The sequence below is a fragment of the Shewanella canadensis genome (assembly GCF_003966225.1).
Lineage (GTDB): Bacteria > Pseudomonadota > Gammaproteobacteria > Enterobacterales > Shewanellaceae > Shewanella > Shewanella canadensis.
Genome location: NZ_RXNU01000002.1, coordinates 75,387 through 96,233 on the forward strand (window position 1 = coordinate 75,387; position 20,847 = coordinate 96,233).

General features: G+C 47.6%; 18 protein-coding genes and 1 riboswitch. Of the genes, 9 read left to right on the forward strand and 9 right to left on the reverse strand.

Translation table 11 applies throughout. The features are described 5' to 3' along the window. Positions 1–37 precede the first annotated feature (37 nt). Positions 38–943, forward strand: a complete 906-nt coding sequence (locus EKG38_RS03860; RefSeq protein ID WP_126518882.1) for a LysR family transcriptional regulator — start codon at positions 38–40, stop codon at positions 941–943. Positions 944–1,060: 117 nt separating this feature from the next. On the opposite strand, the gene EKG38_RS03865 is transcribed toward EKG38_RS03860, so the two are convergent. The 8 genes from EKG38_RS03865 to EKG38_RS03900 all read right to left on the reverse strand — a co-directional run bounded on the left by EKG38_RS03865 (position 1,061) and on the right by EKG38_RS03900 (position 9,216). Beyond that, positions 1,061–1,789 (reverse strand): HDOD domain-containing protein, encoded by a 729-nt coding sequence (locus EKG38_RS03865; protein ID WP_126518884.1) that lies wholly within the window; start codon positions 1,787–1,789, stop codon positions 1,061–1,063. A 387-nt stretch (positions 1,790–2,176) separates the two neighbouring features. Continuing rightward, positions 2,177–2,782: an arylesterase gene (locus EKG38_RS03870; RefSeq protein WP_126518886.1), complete on the reverse strand. Its 606-nt coding sequence runs from the start codon at positions 2,780–2,782 to the stop codon at positions 2,177–2,179. A 186-nt stretch (positions 2,783–2,968) separates the two neighbouring features. Next, entirely contained in the window at positions 2,969–4,987 is a 2,019-nt protein-coding gene (locus tag EKG38_RS03875) for a TonB-dependent receptor (RefSeq protein WP_126518888.1), read from the reverse strand. 110 nt (positions 4,988–5,097) lie between these two features. Then, positions 5,098–5,321: riboswitch (cobalamin riboswitch) on the reverse strand. Between the two features lie 179 nt (positions 5,322–5,500). After that, complete coding sequence (locus EKG38_RS03880) at positions 5,501–6,247, reverse strand: hypothetical protein (RefSeq protein ID WP_126518889.1); 747 nt, start codon at positions 6,245–6,247, stop codon at positions 5,501–5,503. 234 nt (positions 6,248–6,481) lie between these two features. Further along, positions 6,482–7,423, reverse strand: coding sequence for a cytochrome c nitrite reductase subunit NrfD (nrfD, locus tag EKG38_RS03885; protein WP_126518891.1), 942 nt, complete (start codon positions 7,421–7,423; stop codon positions 6,482–6,484). Beyond that, positions 7,420–8,115, reverse strand: coding sequence for a 4Fe-4S dicluster domain-containing protein (locus EKG38_RS03890; RefSeq protein ID WP_126519363.1), 696 nt, complete (start codon positions 8,113–8,115; stop codon positions 7,420–7,422). Before EKG38_RS03890 ends, nrfD begins: the two co-directional genes overlap by 4 nt. 14 nt (positions 8,116–8,129) lie before the next feature. Continuing rightward, entirely contained in the window at positions 8,130–8,630 is a 501-nt protein-coding gene (locus EKG38_RS03895) for a cytochrome c3 family protein (protein ID WP_126518893.1), read from the reverse strand. A gap of 82 nt (positions 8,631–8,712) precedes the next feature. Next, positions 8,713–9,216: a DUF2726 domain-containing protein gene (locus tag EKG38_RS03900; RefSeq protein WP_126518895.1), complete on the reverse strand. Its 504-nt coding sequence runs from the start codon at positions 9,214–9,216 to the stop codon at positions 8,713–8,715. A 376-nt stretch (positions 9,217–9,592) separates the two neighbouring features. Here EKG38_RS03900 and EKG38_RS03905 point away from each other — a divergent pair, with 376 nt between their 5' ends. Beyond that, on the forward strand, positions 9,593–10,573 hold the full coding sequence (locus EKG38_RS03905) for a LysR substrate-binding domain-containing protein (protein WP_126518897.1): 981 nt from the start codon (positions 9,593–9,595) through the stop codon (positions 10,571–10,573). Positions 10,574–10,598: 25 nt separating this feature from the next. On the opposite strand, the gene EKG38_RS03910 is transcribed toward EKG38_RS03905, so the two are convergent. After that, complete coding sequence (locus tag EKG38_RS03910; protein WP_126518899.1) at positions 10,599–11,582, reverse strand: LysR family transcriptional regulator; 984 nt, start codon at positions 11,580–11,582, stop codon at positions 10,599–10,601. 512 nt (positions 11,583–12,094) lie between these two features. On the opposite strand from EKG38_RS03910, the gene EKG38_RS03915 reads away from it, so the two are divergent. From EKG38_RS03915 to EKG38_RS03945, 7 genes are all read left to right on the forward strand, one after another. Then, positions 12,095–13,687 carry a pepsin-like aspartic protease gene (locus EKG38_RS03915; protein WP_126518901.1) on the forward strand — a complete coding sequence of 531 codons (1,593 nt, stop codon included), beginning with the start codon at positions 12,095–12,097 and terminating at the stop codon, positions 13,685–13,687. A gap of 19 nt (positions 13,688–13,706) precedes the next feature. Continuing rightward, complete coding sequence (locus EKG38_RS03920; protein ID WP_126518903.1) at positions 13,707–14,294, forward strand: GNAT family N-acetyltransferase; 588 nt, start codon at positions 13,707–13,709, stop codon at positions 14,292–14,294. 108 nt (positions 14,295–14,402) lie between these two features. Beyond that, positions 14,403–15,200, forward strand: coding sequence for an SAM-dependent methyltransferase (locus EKG38_RS03925; protein WP_126518905.1), 798 nt, complete (start codon positions 14,403–14,405; stop codon positions 15,198–15,200). A gap of 108 nt (positions 15,201–15,308) precedes the next feature. Continuing rightward, entirely contained in the window at positions 15,309–15,587 is a 279-nt protein-coding gene (locus EKG38_RS03930; protein WP_126518907.1) for a hypothetical protein, read from the forward strand. A 496-nt stretch (positions 15,588–16,083) separates the two neighbouring features. Further along, the gene (locus EKG38_RS03935) at positions 16,084–17,418 is read left to right on the forward strand and encodes a tetratricopeptide repeat-containing diguanylate cyclase (protein ID WP_246033077.1); all 1,335 of its coding nucleotides are present in this window, start codon (positions 16,084–16,086) and stop codon (positions 17,416–17,418) included. 105 nt (positions 17,419–17,523) lie between these two features. Beyond that, the gene (locus EKG38_RS03940; RefSeq protein WP_126518911.1) at positions 17,524–18,042 is read left to right on the forward strand and encodes a hypothetical protein; all 519 of its coding nucleotides are present in this window, start codon (positions 17,524–17,526) and stop codon (positions 18,040–18,042) included. Positions 18,043–18,298: 256 nt separating this feature from the next. After that, positions 18,299–20,761, forward strand: coding sequence for an ATP-dependent Clp protease ATP-binding subunit (locus EKG38_RS03945; RefSeq protein WP_126518914.1), 2,463 nt, complete (start codon positions 18,299–18,301; stop codon positions 20,759–20,761). Positions 20,762–20,847: the final 86 nt, after the last annotated feature.

The following is a 20,847-nucleotide window of genomic DNA, read 5'->3' on the forward strand; positions in this document are numbered from 1 at the left end:
ATGAACAAAATTCATGTAGGGATAAACGGGTATATATATGATAGAGCTTAGACACTTACGAACACTAGTTGCCCTGAAGGAGAGTGGAAGTCTAGCTGGCGCCGCCAAGAAACGTTTCGTCACTCAGTCGGCTCTTTCCCATCAGATTAAAGAGCTGGAGACCCGAATTAACTCCTCTATTTTTGTCAGAAAGAGCAAACCCCTGTCATTCACACAAGAGGGAGCCAGACTGCTAAACCTTGCCGAGGAGATCCTGCCTAAGGTGATTGAAACTGAATCAGATCTTAAACAGGGACTCAGGGACGAACATAATCAGTTGGGCGTCGGTATCGAGTGTCACAGCTGTTTTCGCTGGTTGATGCCGGTAATGGAAGAGTTCAGAAACGCCTACCCTCAAGCCAATTTAGATCTCTCCAGTCGTCACCTGTTCGATTCACTCAATGCGCTCGAAATGGGAGAGCTGGACGTGGTACTCACCTCAGATCCGGTTCCCGGTCAGGCCCTTGCCTACCAGCACCTGTTCGATTTCGAGGTCAAACTTGTCGTCGCCAACGATCATCCTCTGGCATCATTGGAGTATGTCACCCCAAAGCAACTGGAGAAGCTGACCATCATCAGCTACCCGGTTCCCTTAGCGCGATTAGATCTGTATCGACACTTTCTTGAACCCGCTGGCGTCGAAGCGGGTGAGCAGCTTAGCTGCGATCTGACCATGATGTTACTTCAACGTATCGCCTGCAAAGACGGTATCGCGGCCCTGCCGACTTGGTCTATCAGCGAGTCCCATGGTTTAAACCTCACCGCAGTTAAGTTAGGCACAGAAGGACTGAAGCGTCCACTGTTCGGGGCCTACAGAAAAGATGGAGTTAATGCCGCCTTGGCACAGAAATGGCTCGAATTAGTCGCCATCGAAGGGATAGCGAAACAACATAAGTTGAATTAATTGAAGGTACGAGATCCTAGGATCTGGCAGTGAGTTCCTAGGATATTGCAATAAAGACAGGGCAAAGAAAGTTGCGAGTCGCGAGCTACAGCCTAATGCTCGTAACTCGAATCTTCTTTATAACGGCTTAAGCAGCTGATTTCTCATCGACAAGACGCGGCGAAGAACCAAACCTGGCGAGTTAGGATCGCGAGTCTGGCGTAAATTATGCGCTATCATGAATTCATCTTTCAGCTCTTCATCTAACCCCAGAGATTCGAACGCTTCTATGGTTAATGTCTGCTTTTGGTTATCGATGAGTGTCTTGATGATACTCAAGGGGAAAGACTCTTCCGACTCGGCATTCAGATAAGCAAATGCGGTCAGAGCGATAATCTCGCCGAAGACGCTGAACAGGGCTAAGGTTTGCACTTCATCGGGATTAATATCCACCCCTTCCATCTGATGCAAGCTGTCAACGGCATCGGCAGCGATACTCTCGGTCAGCGCCCAATATCCAAACACCAGCTTCTTATACGGCTGAGGTAACTCGTCGAGACGCTCTTTAAGATAAAAAGTGAATGCATAGCGATAGATGTTGACCTGACCTAACCTAACCAGTGCATCTTTGAGAGAGCGGTTCTTCGATGTATTACCACTGACAAAAGCGGCCGACTGGCTACGCCATAGCATATGGGCCGCTAATGCGGGATCTGATGACACAATATCGATGACATTACGAATATCACCATCGGCAATAATGGCTTTCTTTAACGGGATCAAAATACCCCGGCGACCAATTACTTGCTCTTCGTTACTAATAATTGCACGTACTTGAGTGAATACTTGATGCTCAAGATCTGTCATGAGAACTTTTTAACCTACTTTTTATGATGGTACGACACCATTTGTTATCGGGGAATTTACCCATAAAAGGGCTATCAGGGTCAAGTTGATTTCGTCTAAATGAATACTTTAACTCGATTTATCTGCCTTATGTCTGATAACAAGGATAATATCACTCCATGGGGCAAATAAAAAAGGTCAATATAAGCCTCGAGAAAATCCCCTCCCCCTGAAGTATGGTCATTTTATCGCCATAATCATAGGTTCTAAATCATAGGTTCGATGAATAATATCCCTTGAAACGATTCTCAGCGGTTTATAACGGCTTGAGCACACAGATAGGTGCTGAAGTTTTATTGCGCCACTCTTCTCTCCTGTCCAATATCAACCGAGTATAAGCCTATGAGTTTACAGGGCTTCAACCTGAATAAGGCGACGGTGTATCACTTCGGCTAAAGCCCTGTAACCCGCACCGTTAAGGTGAATCGTATCTGACTTCATTGCAGCTGTTTTCAATAGGTCCGTTAACTCATCTTCTATCAGGATCACCCCGTAGGTTTCGGCCAGCTCGCTGTAGAGCGCTGCCGGAGAGAGAAAGATACCCTTACGGGGAACGGCCACCAGCACCACAGGGATCGATCGTCTCTGGGCCAGCTCAATCATCTGCGCCAGATTAGCCTTAGTCTGGCCAATATTCTGGTTACGCAGAAAGTCGTTACCACCTTCCATCAAGATCAGCAGATCCGGTGAATCGTATTCTAAGAGCTGCGTCAGCCTATCCAGTCCTTGCGTGGTGGTCTCGCCGGATACCCCGGCATTGATCACCCGCTTCTGTGAGAGACCCGCCAACATCGTAGGGTAATCTTGCCCCCTCGCCGCCCCCTTGCCATAGGTCAGGCTATCTCCAAATGCCCAGATCTCGGCATCACTCGAAAGCGGCTCAAGCTTAGGGCCAGAGCAAGCCGAAAGCAGAAATAAAGCTATCGAGAACAATCCGGCTAATACTCTTTTCATTCTCTCTCCTTTGAACGTTAGTTTTAAGTTTTAAGTTAAAGATAGAGCAGCGAATAAACCGTAGCTCCTAGCTCAAATTTAACACATAAAAAAGCCAGACCTGAGGTCTGGCTTAAAGAAAAACCTAAGGCTCTTGAACCTAAGCTTTCTATCCTAAGTTCTCGTCCCTAAGTTCTAGTTCCTTCTTTAAAAGCGATAACTTGCCGTCAGACGCAGGGCACGTCCGGTACCCGCATAATAGCCATTGTAACTAACGCCGCCAAAATTACTGTAATAACCGGCACTGACATATTGCTCATCTAATAGGTTATCGACACGGAAGCTGGCAAGCCAGGCATCACGGGTATAGTTAACCGCCAGGTTAGTTAACCAATATGAGTCCAGCTTAGGGTCGGCATTGCCATTGTCACCCTCGATAAAGCGCTCTCCGGTGTAGACCAGTTCGGTAAACACCTGCCAGTTTTGATCTGCATCGATGCTGAAATAGCCACGGCCAGTGTGCTCAGCCACCCAGGAAAGCTGCTTACCTTCATTAACGCCATCGGTAAATTCGGCATCGATATAGTTGTACTCGGCGCCCAGTTGTACCTTATCGGTTAGCTGCCAATCCCAGTCGGCACTCATACCGTAGCGACGTGATGCATCGGCGTTCACATTGGCACCGGGAAAGCTACCACCAGCAGGGGTTTCGGCACTCGGATCGAATACAATCTCATCTTCAAGTTCTAAACGGTACGCACTCAAACGTAATGTGTGCGACTTAGGTGTCCAGTCCCAACCCGCTTCATATGAGCGACCCGTCTGCGGCTTAAGACCAACAACACTGGCTGGTGTATAAGCCTGCTCATCGACCTTAGCGAAACGGAAATTATCATCGGCGCGCAGATAGAGCCTGTGTGCGGTCGTTGGACGATAGTTAAGACCCAGCTCGAAGGCGTGTGCATCTTGATCTAACTCAACACCATTGGGATATGCAGCAGGGTCAACCAGTTCATCGGTCACTTCTGCATAGCGGCCACCCACAACATAGCTGAGACTCTTAGATAATGGCACGGTCGCTTGCACATAGGCACTGGCGAGTTTCTGAACATTGCCACGACCGCTGCTAAATTCAGACTCACCGCGGCTCAAGTCGATACCGGTGACGATATTCAAGTCACCCTTTTCGGTAGCGATATTAGCCACAGCTTTAGGAGTAAACTCTAACAGTGAGCGCGTGTCTTTTCTCGATGTGCCCCAATCATTAAGCCCGGTGATCAGGGTCTCGGAATAATTAAGATCGGCACCGAGAGACCACTCGTCGTTGAGTTGATACTTATATCCACTACGGGCAGCCGTAGTCATGTCGTGCATATAGCTATCAAATGCACCCGGTGACGTCGCATTCGATTGGCGAGGGTCTTCCTTAATCTGATCCTCAGTCAACGCCCCTGTCAACTCACGATCGTTATCGTAGTAGCTGGCCTCAACGAAAAAGTCCTGTGGCCCATCTTCATATTGCAGGCGACCTAATACAGACGAGGTCTTGTTGGCGTTGTGCTCACGATAGTTATCACCTTGGTTATAACTGGCCGCAGCGTAGTAACGCCAGGTATCACTGATGGCACCCGAGATATCACCTTTGCCTTCATAGGTATCGAAGCTTCCACCAGACAGCTGAATTCCGCCGCCTGCACTGTTTGGTGCCTTAGTGATGATATTAATCACACCGCCCACCGCCTGATCGCCATAGAGTACACCGGCACTGCCCGACAGTATTTCGACGCGCTCTATCTGATTGAGTGGGATGGCATTGATACTTGGTGCCGCAATATCAATATTATTCAAACGGCGACCATCGACTAGGATAAGGGTATTGTTAGCCGCTTGGCTGGCAGAAAAGCCACGCATGGCGAACACGGCGCCGGAATTCGAGTCCGAGATCTGTATGCCACTCTGTCCACGCAGCACTTCGGTCAGTGTCGTCGCGCCGCTCATCTCGATGGCTGCCATATCGATAATGTTCACATTTGCGGCAATATTAAGCGGTGTATTTTCACTGCGCCCGATGATGGTTATCACCTCATCCACAGTGTTAGTCACGCCGGCATCGGTTTGTGATGAATCGGCCGCGAAAGCCACTGTCGACGCTGACAAGGCCAGAGCACTGCCGATTAGCATGGCTAATTTTGATAATTTGTTTGATTGTCTAGCTTGAGTACCCATTTTACCTTTAACTCCTGAAAGGAAAACGGGGCAAAGATGTCACGACGAGGCCAAGTTCAGTTCACTGAATTCAATCACCCTATCGCATCTCGAGATCTGCCCGCCGAAATCTCAAAATCATCTAATGGGCCGGTCTCCGGACTGAGGCTATTCGGTAAGATCAAAAGACCTTTATCCGAGCAAGTAGGGGCTTTCTAACGCCCTTCCATTATCAGTGTAATAGATAGACGCACCTCACTTTCACCTTTCACCGTTGCGGGGGCAGTGCCAGATTTTCACAGGCTTCCCGATTATCCTTTCTCTCTCACTCAAGGCGTTTGCACTAACATTCACATCACACCAAAAGCAGACAGAGCAGGCACCACAAAAGATTGACAGCATAAATCTTGTTATTGATTTGCTCTAAAACGTCTCCGGATTAACAACCGGATCACGATTGGCCGCATTATAGACGTCTATACGTATAAATGTCTAATATTTGCGAGGAACAATAAATTCCTCATCCAGAATATATCAGCGACTGAGTCTCAAAGGAGAGATAGCCGACATGAACTCCCGGTGATTTAACGACTCCAAAGGCGGCTTATCTGCACTGAACACATCGCCACGTTTGGATTGATGGAGCAAATACAGATCGTCCACCCCGGATATCGCGGTGTAATGACCTATCTCTCCCTGTGGCACCGAAGCTGTGCCGGTAGCTGTTAAGCGAGTCGCCTTATGGGTATCGGGCATGCGGGTACAGCCTAAAATGGCACTAAATCCCTCAAGGCCATCGACCTCACTCTCACCCAACTTATTATAAATAACCTCGCCCTCACAAGTCTCTCTGTAGGCTTTAGCCAGCGAATCGAGAAACGCTTCAGGCTCAATATTTTCACTCAAGCCTTCAAAGCCCTGCACACAGAACATCGAAGACCAAGACCTTAACTCCTGGCTTGATGGAACAAACTCGGCGGCGTACATACCGGCCTGTTGCTCATTAAACGCAAGCTTCCACCCCTTGGGCAGATTAAAGCTCACCTCTTGACTAAAAATGGCCAATTCATGTTTAACTTCATCGCCGTCGAGAAAATCATCCAAGATTAATGCCTGACCGAAAACGGCAAGAGGGAGCATAGAAGTTGTGATCAACGAAGTAGATAGAAGTGCCGTTTTAAACAGGGCAGAGAGTGGCTTTAGCGACGGCCAATGACGTGTATAGAGAGTAGATTTATAGAGGGTAAGTATATCGAGAGTACGTGTATAGAGAGCTTTCATACTGATCATCCTTGATTAGCTTATGAGGTCGATCTTACCCCGAGCATTACAAATACTCAAAGAGGTTTACATCAAAGAGAGAATAAAACAGTTTGAGAGCGCATAAAAAAGACAAGGAAACGAATTCCTTGCCCTGTGTTCTATGCTCTATCCTCTAAAACAGGAGTTTCAAAGTGAGAACACCAATATGAGCACACCAATATGCCTTTCGCTAACTCCCCACTAACTCTCTAACTAAGTCCCCGTCATCTGTCCGGTATAGAGAATAAAGTTACGCAGCAATAACACGCCCACTAAACTAAAGCTGGCCGTTACCGCGACATAGGCAAATTTTCTATCGGCAGAGACCTTCATCCATAAGTTAAACGCCAGTGGCAGTGTCAAACCTAAGCCGACCACGCCTCCCCAGAAGATCCAGCCCCAGAAGCCTTCACCCAGCGCATTGAACGCCGCGACCTGACTTTGTCCACCTGACAAGATGAGTCCTGCGAAGAAGGTAAAGAGTATCGCCATCTCAATGAGTATCATGGGGATCTCTATCCCATGGATAAAGCGCACCTCGATACCATTCGGGTTTCCCTTGAGAAGTACGCCCACCAGCAAGGTCGCTGCCGCGCCGGAGGTGAGCCCCGATACCAGGAACAAGACAGGTAAAACTGGGTTATTGAGCAGTGGGAATCCGATTAAGGCCGACAGCAGGAATCCGGTGTAAGCGCCTAATGATAGCGATAATATGAGTAGTACCCCTGTGATCACATCTTCCCATTGCTGTAATTTAATCAAGCCTCTCGTGACCAAGCCCCAACGCCCCTCACACCACTGAACGATAGGCGTACAGAATATGGCCCCTATCCAGGCAAACAGCATCAGCTGATAGACCATCAATACCAACACGCCCATGGACATGACCGAAGTGGAGTTGTAAAACACCAGGATCTTCCAAAAGTCCAAGGGCTTAGTAAGATCGAGAACTAAAATACCTAAGCCGGCACAAACCGTAACGGGTGCTATCAGGGCGGCGGCTTGAATAAATCTAGACTGGTAGGCCTTTTTACCTAACTTAAAATGTTTCAACAATATGCCGAAAAATACCGCCCCTGCCGACAAGCCGGCCAGAAACAGGTAGATAGCGATAGGCCAATGCCAGACTAATCCATCGAAATGAAATGCACTCATAATACTATCTCCCCATCAATAGTCGGTACATGGAACAACTTAGGGCGGGTGCCTAAATCCGTTTTAGCTCGATACGTCGGTTTCGATTTTAATGTTTTGACTAACTCAGACTCAGGATCTCTGATATTGCCAAATACCAGAGCATGAGTCGGGCACGCCTCGACGCAAGCAGGTTGTTTGCCCTGCTTAAGCTGAGTCTCTCTGCAAAAATCACACTTGTCGGCCGTTTGAGTCACAGGGTTAATAAATCTTACCTGATAGGGACAAGCCGCAATGCAATACTGGCAACCGACACACTTATCTTGATTCACACCGACAATCCCTGTGTCTGGATCTATGTAGGCGGCGCCCGTGGGGCATACCTTTACGCAGGGTGCATCTTCGCAATGCTGACAAGATTTACGACTGAAACGGTAACTCTGATCCGGGTACTCACCAAATGGACCGGTTCGATTGATCACGACCCTGGAAACGCCATCAGGCACATTATTAACGTCACGGCAGGCTTGCTCACAAGCATTGCAGCCAATGCAGAGGTTTTCATCGTGCACCATGGCATATTTGATTGTTTGAGTTTGATCGACTGAGGCTCCAGCCTCAGATCCTGCCAGCTCTTTCGCCACAGAGTAGATAGAGATCCCCGCTATCAAGGTGCCGCAACCGGTAAGAAAATGTCTTTTTGAGATATCCATCATTGATACTCCCACTATTTAACGAGATGACACCCGCGGCAGAGCTGGCTGCGCTCTTTCGTCGTGATCCCAAGGATAGGATCGTATTCCACGTGCAGCTGATGACAGCTAGCGCAACTGATCTTGTCGGCATGAACATTGTGGGTCCAATCAGCCATGGCTAGGGTTTCATGATCATGACACTCGAGGCAGGTTCCCGCTTGTTCAGTCGCCGGGGTAGCACTATCACTTGTAAAACGTCGAATGTTCGACCCCTTCCTGGGATGTTTACCTCTCTGTCCATGACAAGACTGACATTGGATTGCAAGTGCGGTATTAGCATGTAGCCCAAACATGGCGCCGTTGCGTTTATGGCACTTCATGCAGGAACTTTGATTTATCGCCAGAGACTCATTTGGCTGCGCAGAGACAGGAAAAGAAGCTCCGGCCACGACTAAGTAGATGAATGATGGCAACAGGATTGTTGGCAACTCAATTGTTGGAAATACGGGCCAATAGCGGGATAACCTGGACATGATTTGTCCTTACATCGATAGATGAATGCTAAAATCTCGGTGGAATGTGGCACCAAACGGATTTGCTCGGCGCCACTATCGGCTATGCGGCTAGCGCGTTTCTGATGAGTGCTTCATCACAGTTCTTATCTTTATCTAACTTGATAAACTGCACTCCAGTGTATGACAAACACTTCTCGATAAACTCGACTTGATCGCTGGTGCTCTCTTCAGGATTCATCATCACTAACTTAACTGATGATGACTCATTATCCACGACCACATAATCGAGATGACAGTGCTCCATATACTCCTTCACCTCATCATGATTCTTAACGGCTTGGTCTATATCGACCACATTCACTAAAGAGGCGTCATAGAGCACGTCGTAACGGCCTTTAGCTATGGTTTTTAATGTCTTTAAAAACTGCATGGATTGCATATCGAGCAGATGTGGCTTGATGCTGACTTCTGTTGCTGCCATTTGTACGTCGGTTGTTTGGAAAAACTTAATACAAGTCATCACAAACGTCACGACAACTAATGGAACGATGACAAACAGGACAAAGTACATAAATGTATAACTGAGTATGACGGTGGCGTTCATGATAAACCTCCAAAACATCTGTTTATATTTAGTTTGCAATTAAGTATTGCTCTCAAATTAAAATATATGCAATTATTTTCACCACTTAATAATAGAAATAAACCCGCGATCATATTATCAAATAAGGATATTATCCATTACAGATTATCAGTAGTTATATATAACAATTCCACATATTACATATCTAACAAGCAAAACAACCAAACACATAAAAAACAACGAGATACGACAAACCAAAAAGAGTGAACAATAGAAAGCAAAAACTATTATTTTATTTTAACCATTTTATTAGCACTTATTCAATAATAGGTTTATATTAATTTATGAAATTCACATATTATCAGTTTTACAAATGTGTGTCGTAGGGGGATTAAAAATGCACAATCTAAAACTCGATACTTTAGATCTACTCAGCATTAATATTCTGGTTAATTTATATGAGCATCATTCAGCCACTTTTGTGGCTAAACAGATGAATATTCCTGCGCCAAAAATCAGCCGCTGCCTACAGCATTCCAGAGTTATTTTTAATAACCCGCTCTTTATCAGAAAAAAACACGGCTTAATTCCCAATGAATTTGCCAAACAGCTCTACCCCATCGCCAAAGAGATAGTGCAATGCTCTGAGCACCTGTACCAACTCCATGTCGACGACAGCAGTTCTGAAAAATCACATTTCACCATTCATGTCAGCGATCTTATCGTTCATCAACTTCCTCAACTACTGAAGAATGCTATCAAGGAAAGTCACTTAGATCTTAAATTCAGTATCAGCCCCAATTCGGACAACCTAATCACAGATATTATTGAGAATCGAATCGATATCGGATTAATTAGCGAGTCTAACCATGAATATCTAAAACAGATCGATACCCATGTCGATGCCGTGGCACTGAAACGGCTATCTCACCTCTATCTGGTATGCGATCTACACCATCCCCTGTTAAAACAGGAGATCACCTTAGAGTCCATCGCTCAATATCCATATGTGAGTATTTTGGGCAAGCCCGAACAAGCAACATCGGATCCATTTTTACTCTATTGCAGTCAGCACCAGCTCGCATATCGCCTGAAGAACGAGGATCTGATTAATCATAACTTCGATATTGAGGCACTCAACCAACATATAACCGATACCGATGCAGTCGCACTGCAGCCCTTCAGCAAAATCTATGATCATAGTAATCAAATGCCGAACTTACATGTTTGTCGATTATCAGAGATAGAGACCGAACGGCTCTACCTGTCAATTAACAGTCCGACCCTATATTTAGTCACTAAAAAAGGGCCGTTATTATCGAATATATCCTGGTTAGTTGACACCGTCGGCCATATCGTCAACCGCAGCATCCATTGACCATGAGAAACATCGAAAATGGGGCTTATGCCATATCTAACAGACGGGGGGTCTCCCCCTTCGAACTCTCATAGTGACCTTGAATATCGATTAACTTTTCTGTCAGTAATCTCGCCATACATTGTGCCAACAAGGGGGTCACCGAGCGGTGACAGTGCAAGAAATAACTCTCGGGCTGCAGCTCTATCGAGTCTCGCCATTGAGCCGAAACATCGACAAAACCAACATCTTCTCTGCCTTCGAAATACTCATAGGCCACGGCGGAACTCAGCACGCAGACATCATCAGATTTACTGGCATGATCGATGACCATACGCAGACTCGGACTCTTCAACGCGACCTGAATGTTGATCCCCTGTTCGTGTGCATACTCTTCGATTCGATGTGGTTTATTATTGTGCCAATTTGAATTAACCAGACCAATTTTAAAGTCAAAGATATCGGTCAGAGGATCGGCCGAGGACAGAATTGGATGGCCGACTCTGGCGATCAGGAAGAAATGGGTAATATCACCGATATTCACATCATCAACCATCTCATGTCTGATGGGCTCAATGGATATGCTGCAATCAATTTTTCCCTGACACAGTTGCTCACTCACGGTATCGGACCAGGGCAACACATTAACATTGACCCCGCCCTCGACACAGAAACATTGATGGGTCACGCAATTGAGCACCATCATGGACCATTGCTCATGGGCGGCCACTTTCAACTGGTAAGGAGCCACAATGGTATTACGTGTCGTCGATATCATCTTATCGTATTGCTCGAGAATGGATTGCGCCATGGGGTAGATACGCAGTGCAACAGAGTTAGGTTCAAATCCATATTTTTGACGGATAAAAAGCTCATCATCTAAGACTTCACGCAAACAGTTCAGTGCCCTGCTCACTTTAGATTGAGTCGTATGTAATCTATCGGCGACGGCGGAGCCATTTTTCAATTCGATTAGGCCAATTAACACCATCAAAGTGAAATAATCCAGACGATTCACCTTCTTCAACATTAACCACTCTCCTGAGGTAGACCCTTGTTATAAAAGTGTTGCTAACGGTGTCAGCAATGAATATAAAAACTCTGCTAACCAGCTTTGGCTCTGGGTTTAAGGCAATCGCAAAGTCGTCAGTTAATTAAATAATTCTAATATGTATCATTTTTAAGTAAACGAATTCGTGAAGTAGATCACACATCCTAAACCCTTACTTCATCAGCGACCTCTAATAAAAGGGCTATTAAAAGGTCAAATAAAGCGCCTGATGACACGCAAAAAAAAGTGCTAGAAACAAGCACCTTTAGCTCAGAGATACATCCGCTGGGGATAATACCAATCTCACTAAATAGGAGATCGGTTCAGAGCCATTGATAAATCTGAAGTTACAGGTTACAAAAGATAGGTATCAGACAATACGCATCGCGCCAATTCGTCCCCTGGATATGAAATGGGCCAGTATTTAATGGCTGGCATTTAACAGGAAGCCATCTAGCAGCACGCAAGAAAATTAAAGGAGATACCTTCGCATGGACAGTCAGATAAAAGCACGCACCCTAAAGGTTCCCCTCACCAACGTCTACGCCAAGGGCGATTACAGCGCTCAGCTACAACTGGGTAGCCGGGCACAGAGAGTTAACCTTATTCTGGACACGGGTAGCAGCACTCTAGTCGTGAACCAAAGCGCTTACCGTCCTCAAGATGACAACCTGCTGACCGCCACCAGCTTGGCTCAGGAGGTCAACTACGGCATAGGTGGTTGGGACGGCCCCGTGGTCACAACCCGGGTCGCGCTCTGTGAAGGGAAGAGTGAAGAGAAATGTGAAGATGAGATAGCGTTCGATACACATCAGCCACACCTTCACTTAGCCCACCAGCCTCTGGTGCTGGACGCCTGCCCCCTCGCTATCGTTTCCAGTGTTAAACAGCAACAAGCCTTTGGTGATGCCGATGGCATATTGGGGTTAGGCTACCATCACCTCAATAAGAGCTACGATCTTAAGTCCTATCTTGAAAGCCATCAACATTCACCGGCGGTAACCTACCCCTGGCCCTTCGCCGATGACAAAGACAACTGCCAGAGCGCCATTAGTAAGAGCAACAGCCAGAGCAACACTGACGACAATAATCACAATAAAACACAACCAGCTTTCAACAGCGAAGACCTTAAGCAATTTAAACAGTTTCTCTGGCAGCAGCCGGAGCAGGATCTCATCCCCTACTTCACCTCACTCGAAGAACACGGTCTCACCGCAAATAAATTTGCCTTCTATAGCCGGCGCTCCAGCATCCACGTCACCAACGGCGACTTGTCACCTCAGCAGCTGGCCAATGACCCGCTCAATCAGGGCTGGCTTATCCTCGGCGGAGGAGAGGAGCATACCGAGCTCTACCAGGGAGAGTTTCACACCATCAGGGTCGACCACGACATCTATTACAACGTCACACTCACCTCGATTCGCGTCGGCGATCAGATACCCATACCCGCTCCGGCGCTCGAGACAAAGTACTGCAAAAACTATTACAGCAATGCTATCGTCGATACAGGCGCCTCGGCCATCGCCCTAACCGAGCCCCTCTATCAAGCCATGCTAACGAGCCTAAAAGCCATATCGCCAACGTTTGCCCCCTTAATCGCGCCCTTTAAAGAGATATCCGCCCAGGAGCGAGGCATAGATGCCTCGTTCCTGGACCTAAGCCAATGGCCGGATATCACCTTCACGTTCGTGGGCGATACTGATATGAGTATTAACCGTGATCTAAATGAAGATGCCGTTTTAAGAGCCGGAACAGATGTCAGTGTTGGTACTGATAGGAGTGTTGCTCCTGATAAGAGTGCAGCTCCTGATAAGAGTGCAGCTCCTGATAAGAGTGTTGGTACTGATAAAAGAGTCGAAACGCAGAGCCGCTCCCAACAAGCCGTGAGCATAGTCTGCAGACCCGAAAGCTACTGGCAGCTCAACGCACCGGGTGAAGGCAAGGCCTGCTTTAAGATCTTGAGTCAACTTCCCAACTGGCCCAATCAAACCCTCTTAGGCCTCCCCCTGCTCAACGACCACCTGGTCATATTCGACCGCTCGGCGCATAGAACCGGTGTGATCCGATTCGCTAAGCAAAGATAGTCATTATTGGAGATACGAAGTGGAACTACTCATAAGTGAAAAGAGCAGAATTGAAAGTATATTAAATTCCAATGTGTTTACCACTGAGCGTCTGCTTATCAGGCCAATAGAGCCGGAGGATAAATTACTATTTCGTCAGTTATATACCGATAAAAAAATCATGCGTAACATAGCCGAGCCGATGACTATCGAGCAGGCAGACCGAGCCTTCGAGCTTTCGTTAAACAACAAAAAAAAAGCCAAGCCCAAACAGATGAGCTGGGTGATCACATCCCGCGATGATGAACAAGCTATAGGAATAGAAGGATTGGTCTGGCATGGCGAAGACAGGTCTCAGGCAGAGATTGGAATTATGTTGCTGCGTAAAGCAAATGGAAAACTGCTACCCGAAGAAGCCATGGGGGCATTAATGGAATACGCCTATCGTAAGCTAGAAATTGTTCGTATTAACGCCCAATTTTCAAACCGTAACCTGGCTACAGAGCGCTTCGTAAAAAAGCTGGGATTCGTCTTCAAAACACCATTAATCTCAACGGAATGTATTGAGATACCGAGTAAAACTTTCGATAAACACTGCTTCGCCGAAAAGAATCACTACAAACTCTAAAATCAAACTCAAGCATCCCGAGCCGACAAGGTGGTTAACACTTTTAAAACAATCTGATAACTGGTAGTTTGGTTAAAAAATAACAAGAACAATAAAAGGGACTTTTCAATGGCGGGTAGTTTAGCTTGTGTCGGCATAGGCATGACATTAGGGGCGCATATCTGCCCCCTGGCTAAGAGCTATATCGAGCAGGCCGATGTGGTCTTCTCCGGCGTCTCCAATGGCATAGTCGAACTCTGGCTTCAAGAGATGCATAGCGACGTGCGCTCCCTGCAGGTCTACTACAGCGAAGGCAAGTCCCGCCATATCACCTACCGCGAGATGGTTGATGCCATATTGACCGAGGTGCGCGCAGGCAAGAAAGTGGTTGGTGCCTTCTATGGACATCCCGGGGTGTTTGCCCACGCGCCCCATAAATCTATCGAGCTCGCCAAAGCCGAAGGATTCGATGCCGTCATGGTACCAGGGATCTCGGCGGAGGACTGTCTCATTGCCGATTTAGGTATCGATCCCGGCAAATTCGGTTGTCAGCAGTTCGAAGCCAGCCAGTTTATGTTTTATAAGCGCCGCTTCGACCCCTCCTGTTATCTGGTGCTTTGGCAGATAGGTTTAGCGGGCGATAAGAGCATGGCCAAGTTTGCCACAGGCGCAGCGCACAGACTGGTGCTGATCGAGCTGCTCGTCGAGCAGTATCCGCTGGATCATGAGGTGATCTTATATGAGGCCGCGGTATTACCCATAGACACGGTGCGCAAACAGACTCTGGCATTGAGTGAGCTGGCCGATGCCGAGATATTTATGCACACCACGCTGGTGATACCGCCGAGCCAAAAGATGCAGCCCAACCATCAAGTACTCGAAAGGCTGGCACAGATTGAGCGACAGCTTGAGGAAGAGGCTGTGTAGGACCGGCTTTAGCCGGGAAAGATGGAACAAACAGACCATCGCAGCTACGAGCTCCTACATAAGAGCTCGTAGCTTAAAATCTTAAAACAACAATAAGGAAGAGAAAGCATGTCAAATGTGATTGAACTGCTGGAACGTATGGGGCAAGACGCTAGCTTACAGAGTACAGAAGAGCAATGTATAGCCATCAAGAGTAGCGGTTTGGAAGAAAGCATTAAGGAACCTCTTCTTAAAAAAGACTTAATAAAGTTAAAGAAAGAATTAGATATCTGTCCTGATGTAGTTTGTATCTTCTTCCCAGCAGAGGATGAACCAGAAAAAGATTCACCGGAAAAAGAATTGCCAAAAGAAGACGAATCTGAAATAAAATCAGTAGCTAATGGTTAACTTGTTCTCCAAACGACTTAAAAGAGGTAGAATTTTTTGCCTCTTTTTGATGCTTATTGTCCATAACTCTTGGTCAGCACAGATAGAGGGGACCCAAAGCCTATTTAACCAAGCCGAACAAATCCGTAGTAGTGACCCAGTACAATTCATCACAATCATTGAAAAACTAAAACAAAGAGAAGAACTTTTAACTAAAGAACAATCTCACAATCTAAAATATTTAATTGGCTACAGCTTATCTTTCCAAGGAAAGTTTGATGAGGCATTAACGATCTACAAAAATATTTTAAGCTCTAATGCACAAACGACATTAAAATTGAAAGCTAATTTATCAATAGTAAATACATACGCAATATCAAAACAATGGCCAGAAGGCCTTTACTACCTATCTGACACTTTAAATACTCTACCGAAAATCTCAGATGATTTACTTATTCAGCGAAGTTATGCCGTTGCTGCAATATTTTACAACCAACTAGGTCAGTACGAGCTAGGTTTGAGTTTTGCGAACAAACTTCTACAAGAGTCTATTGAAGGTCGAACACTCTGTGTTGCCCATAACCTAAAATTAGAGTCACTGTTTAAACTCGATCTTCTAGAGGAAAACGATCCGCAGATCCGGGAAGGTATCGAGGCATGCCAACAAAGTAACGAAGTGGTGATGGTGAGCGCCATCTATAGCTATTTAGCGACCCTTTATCTGAAACAAAACAACCCACATCAAGCAATATCTATACTGGAGTCGAATTTCGATTCTCTGAAAACGACAAAGTATGTCCCATATTTGGCTATTTTTAATTCTCTTCTATCTCAAGCACATCATGATTTAGGCACCAATAGACAAGCAGAAGAGTATGCACTAGTTGCAATCGATGAAGCTAAAAATATCAATATTAGTAACTCCTCAGTCAATGCCTACAGGGTTCTCTACCAGATCGCCGAATCCCGTGGTGATCATAAGATGGCGCTGGAATATCACAAGAAGTTCGCCGAGGCCGATAAGGCCTATCTCGATGATATCAAGACCAAGCACCTGGCCTTTCAGTTGGCGGAGCATCAGGCCACGGAGCAGAAGAGCCGCATCGGATTGCTGGATAAACAGAATAACCTGCTCAAGATAGAGCAGAGGTTGGCCAGGAGTGAGGCGGAAAACAACCGCCTGTTTATAGCCCTGCTTATCGCAATTATTACCCTGCTCAGCTTCTGGGGCTATAAGTCATGGATGACACAGAAGCGCCTTAAACAGCTGGCCGAGTTCGACGCCCTCACGGGGGTATTTAACCGGGGGCACTTTACTCAGCTGGCCCAGAGTGCCCTGCAATATTGTGAGAATAGCGATATCTACCTCAGCTGTATCCTGTTCGACTTGGACAAGTTTAAGACCATCAACGACTCTTACGGTCACGCCTGTGGTGATTGGGTGTTGAAGAGGGTGGCAGATGTTTGTAAGGTGCAGGGCAGAAGCAATGATATCTTCGCGCGCCTGGGCGGTGAAGAGTTCAGTATCTTGCTGCCGGGCTGCGATCTGTTGACGGCGACTAAGCTGGCTGAAACCTGCCGCAAAGCGATAGAACAGATCGATACCAGAAACTCGGGCGCCAAGTTTATTATCACCGCCAGCTTCGGCGTCACAGATGCCAAACTATCCGGCTATGATCTCGAAAAAATTACTGCCGATGCGGATATGGCCATGTACTGCTCCAAGCATGATGGCCGCAACCGCACCACCGTCTTCGGTCGCGCTCTTGCTGACGAGAATGCTAATGTGAATGCTGGCGAGAATGCCGGGAGCGAGGCGAGCGAAAACCGTCAGGGTCGCCTGACGCTATAATCGTCGCAGACTTTATAATAGTCGCAAAGGCTTTATAATAATCACTGACGCTCACAGTGACCTTAACCGTGAATCAAACAAACGAACAAACTGGAAAGCATCGGCGTGAAAAACTCACCTAAGAATCACTCTCTCACGAAAAATAGCCTCACCCACAAGGTACTCAGTTTTCTGTCCAGCTACGTCTATGCATTTGTCGTCATAAGCGCCTTCGTTCTGGTCGAGTTTCTGCCCTATTACCTGCAGGAGAAAGCCTTAGACGAAAGCTTCAGTCAATCGGTCACAGGCATCGTTATCAGGGTCGAGCGCAACATCTTCGGTAATGCGCAGCGACCCGACTCTGACGATGAGAAGAGCTGTACTCTCGTTTACCGATACCCCTACGGGGATCACCTTTTCAGCGGTAGCTATCGACATAACTGCGCCGACTTCTCCGGTTTAAATAAGGGGGACAGTATGGAAGTTCTCCTGCAGGCCAACCAACCGACGAACTCAAAACCGGCATGGGTGGAGCTATCCCTCGGCTGGTTAAAAACCGGCACCTACCTGGGCTTCTTCTTTCTGTCACTGGGTATCATAGGCATCATTGCGCGCATCTCCGGCATCAAAAAAACCACGGATTAAGCGTCAATATCTGCCTTCGAGGCTAAGCCTTCCGTATTGGCCGCCGCCTTTTAAATCAAAATATCTCCACGCTATTAATTTCTTATGGAAGGTCATCTCCTGTACAGATAGTTTTTTACAGGACAGATTAAAGGTAAAAAAATCGTCTAAACTCAAAGGGGATGCTTAAGCGCCTGATCTTGCTACTCCGACACGAGTTAGTCGTTATAGCGCTAAGCCTATCGAATGCTGCTGACAATGATGAAAGGAGTCCAACGTGTTTCAGCAATATATCCGTCAATGTAATCAAGAGGTCCACAAGACCCTCAATGCCGCTATCGCAGAACTGGCAAACGCCCATCAGAATGTACTGACCCCGGAGCATATCCTGCTTGGATTATTGTCACTTCCGGGCTCTGAAGCCGCGCAACTACTGCAGCAGATATTGCCCGATCCTGAAAAAGATATCCAAACCCTAACCCAGGCCGTCTATCACGACCATGAAAATACTCCACTGAAGGGCGATACCACTCAGGTCGTCGCCACCCAGGAAGTCGAAGAGATTTTCGGCATAGCGCTTAGTGAAGCCAAGCGACTCGGCGATACGTACATAGGTACAGGCAGCCTGTTGCTGGCCCTGTGCGATAAGAGGGCCGGCGTCACCGCTATCCATCTGAAAAATCAGGGCATAGAGGTCGGCCCAGCTCGTGAAGCGTTGGTCAAGCTGAGAAGCGGCAAGACCTTAGACACAGCCGATGCCGAGGGCCGCAGCGATCCCTTAGACGAATATACCCAGGATTTGACCGAGATGGCCCGTAATAACCAGCTAGACCCGGTTATTGGCAGAGAGGATGAGATAGGACGAGTCATTCAAACCCTCTCCAGACGTAAGAAGAATAATCCGGTACTCATAGGTGAGCCCGGTGTAGGTAAAACCGTGATAGTCGAAGGGTTAGCCCAGCGTATCGCCAATGCCGAGGTACCCGATACCCTGCGTGATAAGCGCCTGCTCTCATTGGATCTCGCCGAACTGGTCGCCGGGGCCAATATGCGCGGAGAATTTGAGGAGCGTCTCAAGGGGGTCAGGGATGCAGTGATAGAGGCTAAGGGGCAGATCATTCTCTTCATCGATGAACTGCATACCGTGGTGGGAGCCGGCGCCGGTGCTGGCGGGCTGGATGCCCCCGCCCTGTTAAAGAGTGCGCTGGGACGAGGAACACTACAGTTGATCGGTGCCGATACCCTCGACGAATACCACAGATATGTCGAGGCAGATAAGGCTCTGGAGAGACGTTTTCAACCCATCTTAGTGCGTGAGCCCAGCATAGAAGAGACCATAGATATCCTCAATGGCTTGGCCGCTAAATATGAAGGCCACCATGATATAGAGTACCAGCCGGAGGCGCTGGAGGCCGCGGCCAGACTGTCGGAGCGTTATATCGCCGACAGACACCTGCCGGATAAGGCGGTGGATCTTATCGATGAAGCCGGAGCCGACAGGCACCTACACCTGCTGGCGCTGTCGAGACCCATGAAGGAGTTGGAACGAAAGCGTCAGGCGCTTCTGTCGGCCAAGCAAAAAGCTTATAACGAGCAGGCCTTCGAGCGCGTCGCCAACATGCAGACCGAGATCCTTAAATTAGAGCAGCAACTCTCGCTACAACGTGAACAGCAAACCACCGATATCGACAGAGAAGAAAAGTCGGTAAATCCTGAAGATATCGCCCGAGTGGTCGCCCGCCTGACCGGGATCCCGGCCGCCCGCCTGGCAGAGTCTGAGGTCGAGAAGCTGTCACGCATGGAAGATAAGCTGCATAAGCGCATCGTGGGTCAACAAGATGCGGTATCTGCCGTGGCCAATGCCATTCGCCGCAACCGCACCGGCATCAACCGGGGTCATCGCCCCATAGGTTCCTTCCTGTTTCTCGGCCCGACCGGGGTCGGTAAAACCGAGCTGGCAAAGGCGTTGGCGGAGTTTATGCTCGATGATGAGAGCCGTATCGTACGTCTGGATATGTCTGAATATATGGAACGCCACGAAGTATCCAAGATGATCGGAGCACCACCGGGCTATATCGGCTACGGTGAAGGGGGACAGCTAACAGAGAAAGTTCGCCGCAATCCCTACACCATCATATTGCTCGACGAAATGGAGAAGGCGCACCCGGATGTGTTTAATATGCTGTTGCAGATCTTAGAAGATGGTCGGCTCACCGATGCTCAGGGGCGCACCATCTCGTTTCGTAACACCTTGCTGATAGGGACCTCAAACCTTGGGTCTGAGTCACTGATAAGCGACCGCACACCGGTCGGGTTTATCTACAGCAAAGATCTGGATTATGAGGCGGCCCGTCGCACCGTGATGAACGAGGTGAAGAAGTTCTTTAAACCCGAGTTTCTCAACCGTCTCGATGAGGTGATCGTATTTCACTATCTGACTCAGGAGGATGTTCTCAAGATAGCCAAGTTGCTGATATCAGCGCTGTGTAAACAGATGAAAGACAACGATATCACCCTGCATATCGATGCCGCAGTGATAGAGCGTGTAGCTCAGGACGGCTTCGAGCCCGCCTACGGTGCCCGCCCGCTAAGACGAGAGATAGAGAAGCAGATTGAGAACCCCATCGCCTCGCTCATCGTCAACAATAAAAATATCCCGGGCAGTGAAATTCACATCAGTCTGCACCACAAGGGCAAGGCATTTAATTTCAGGATTGAACCGGGAGAGGAGAGCGAGTAAAAACAAGGGATACCAGTGAAGTAACACCAGGTGTGGCAGAGGATCAACCTTTTACGGACTGACCCTCTGCCACATCAGTTAGCACA

Coding starts and splice junctions, on each gene's coding strand:
- EKG38_RS03875 (WP_126518888.1), bottom strand. CDS start 4,987: ATGGGTACTCAAGCTAGACAATCAAACAAATTATCAAAATTAGCCATG.
- EKG38_RS03915 (WP_126518901.1), top strand. CDS start 12,095: ATGGACAGTCAGATAAAAGCACGCACCCTAAAGGTTCCCCTCACCAAC.
- EKG38_RS03910 (WP_126518899.1), bottom strand. CDS start 11,582: ATGTTGAAGAAGGTGAATCGTCTGGATTATTTCACTTTGATGGTGTTA.
- nrfD (WP_126518891.1), bottom strand. CDS start 7,423: ATGAGTGCATTTCATTTCGATGGATTAGTCTGGCATTGGCCTATCGCT.
- EKG38_RS03870 (WP_126518886.1), bottom strand. CDS start 2,782: ATGAAAAGAGTATTAGCCGGATTGTTCTCGATAGCTTTATTTCTGCTT.
- EKG38_RS03890 (WP_126519363.1), bottom strand. CDS start 8,115: ATGGATATCTCAAAAAGACATTTTCTTACCGGTTGCGGCACCTTGATA.
- EKG38_RS03900 (WP_126518895.1), bottom strand. CDS start 9,216: ATGAACGCCACCGTCATACTCAGTTATACATTTATGTACTTTGTCCTG.
- EKG38_RS03925 (WP_126518905.1), top strand. CDS start 14,403: ATGGCGGGTAGTTTAGCTTGTGTCGGCATAGGCATGACATTAGGGGCG.
- EKG38_RS03930 (WP_126518907.1), top strand. CDS start 15,309: ATGTCAAATGTGATTGAACTGCTGGAACGTATGGGGCAAGACGCTAGC.
- EKG38_RS03880 (WP_126518889.1), bottom strand. CDS start 6,247: ATGAAAGCTCTCTATACACGTACTCTCGATATACTTACCCTCTATAAA.
- EKG38_RS03865 (WP_126518884.1), bottom strand. CDS start 1,789: ATGACAGATCTTGAGCATCAAGTATTCACTCAAGTACGTGCAATTATT.
- EKG38_RS03905 (WP_126518897.1), top strand. CDS start 9,593: ATGCACAATCTAAAACTCGATACTTTAGATCTACTCAGCATTAATATT.
- EKG38_RS03860 (WP_126518882.1), top strand. CDS start 38: ATGATAGAGCTTAGACACTTACGAACACTAGTTGCCCTGAAGGAGAGT.
- EKG38_RS03895 (WP_126518893.1), bottom strand. CDS start 8,630: ATGTCCAGGTTATCCCGCTATTGGCCCGTATTTCCAACAATTGAGTTG.